Raw genomic sequence first — 1,947 nt, 5'->3', positions numbered from 1 at the left:
AAAAGGCGTATGCTGCAGATCATAAGGCTGGATTTATGAAGCAATTTTCTGCAGGTGTACCACAACAAGAAAAAGAGGCGGCATGGAACAAACATTTGAGTCAGGAAGTCCAAGGATTTAAAAATCATGCACAGAAAGCTGCAGAACAAGCAGGGATTGTACAACAAAAAGATGGGACTAGCTATGCCAATAAGGAAGCTTTTGCTTCTCAGTTATCACAACAATTACAAAGCAATCCAAATAAGCAAGGAAATAACTTGTTTGATAAATCCTATGTGAATAAAGATTCTTTTGCTTCTCAACTTGCATTAGGAAAAGTCGGGAAAGCAGTTGAAGGAGTAAAAGGAGAAACGTTAGAAAGTGGCCATCAAAATATGGGACAAGTTGGTGCTCTTGTCGGTGCTTCTACTGCTGCATTTAAGAAAGCATATACTGCAGATCATAAGGCTGGATTTATGAAGCAATTGCCTGCGAATTTACCACAACAAGAAAAAGAAGCGGCATGGAACAAGCATGTAGGTCACAAAGTACAAGGGTTCGAAAATCATGCACAAAGAGCTGCAGAGCAAGCAGGTATTGTTCAGCAAAAAGACGGTACAAGCTATGCGAATAAGAAAGCTTTCGCTTCTCATTTATCACAACAGTTACAAAATAATCCAAACTTATATGCAATGGGTGTATCCAGTACTGCAGGCATTCAAAAGGCAGTCAATGGCGTGAAAACACATGGTTTGACAAGTGGATATGGAAGTCAGAATGCCAAACAAGTAAGTAATGTTGGGAACCTGGTCCAAGCTTCTACGGAATCCTTTAAACAGGGATATGCGGCAGAACAACAAGCAACCTTTATGAAAAACTTGTCCCCAACCATGTCTCAACCGCAAAAAGAGCAGGCTTGGCAGACACATTTAAATCAAAAAGGAAATGAATTTAAAGCAGTAGCTCAGCAAGCAGCAGTACAAACTGGAGCGATGCCAGTACAAGCAAAAGATACGAGTGGTAAGAGTCTACATGCCCAGTCGTATATCAATAAGGATGCTTTTGCTTCGCAATTAACGAAAGGCTTACAGAGTCATGCAACCCTTGGGACAGTGAGCCAACAAGTAAGCTCTGGGATTACAAGTTCTATTCAAGGAGTTAGATCACACGGTGTTGCTGCAGGTGGTGCAATCAATAAAGCTGTGTATGCAGCTACACAAACGCAAGCGAGTATGGCGCGTGCAGGAAATCTTTCCGTTTCTGAAATTCAACGTTCTTATGCAGATGCGTCTGCAGGTGTAGCAAGTGTTGCACAAAGTGCTGGCAAAATGTCTATCCCAACTTCAGCTGTGGGACGTATGACACAGCAAAGTACGAAGATTGGCATGAGTGTGATGGAAGGTGTCAAACATTTTATGCCTACAAATGCACTAGAGAATGTTTCAAAAGCATACTTTAATGCGTCAGATACTGTTCAGCAGGCAGGAGGGAATGCAGTACAAAAAGCGATAAGTGGAAGTGCAGCCGCTGTTCATACTTCATTAGGAGGTAACGCGGCAGAACGCCATTACAATGTCACAAAAGGATTAAGCTATGCTGCTGGTGTGATTGGTGGCGCAGGTGCTTACCAAGCAGCTGCACGTACGGTAAGTAAATATAACCCGTACAATAAAGCAGTTCAAACTGAAGCAAAAGAGATTCAGGAGATTCAGAGAATGGTACCAACGACAACAGACCATACAGGAACGCAATCTGTTGCCAAAGGCGCTGTACGTCTAGTTACAACGAATAATAAGTCATGGATTGAAGCAAAAGATTCCAGTGGAATGACACAGGTTGTATCTCGTTATGGTAGTGGAGATAGTAGTATTCGTTCTGGACAAATGGTATATCAAGATTTAAATATTGCAGACGGGCAGTTGACACAGTACCGAAATGGTATGAAAGCTTCTCCAGCATATATACAAG

1 pseudogene is annotated in these 1,947 nt (G+C 42.0%); it reads left to right on the top strand.

The features are described 5' to 3' along the window. Positions 1–1,947 (top strand): annotated as a pseudogene (locus tag MR155_RS30955) (hypothetical protein); the annotation flags it as partial.

This window comes from Bacillus cereus group sp. BfR-BA-01331, from assembly GCF_022663915.1.
Classification (GTDB): domain Bacteria; phylum Bacillota; class Bacilli; order Bacillales; family Bacillaceae_G; genus Bacillus_A; species Bacillus_A mycoides.
The sequence above is the reverse complement of the archived record's forward strand: the minus strand, read 5'-3'. Positions and strand labels throughout refer to the sequence as shown.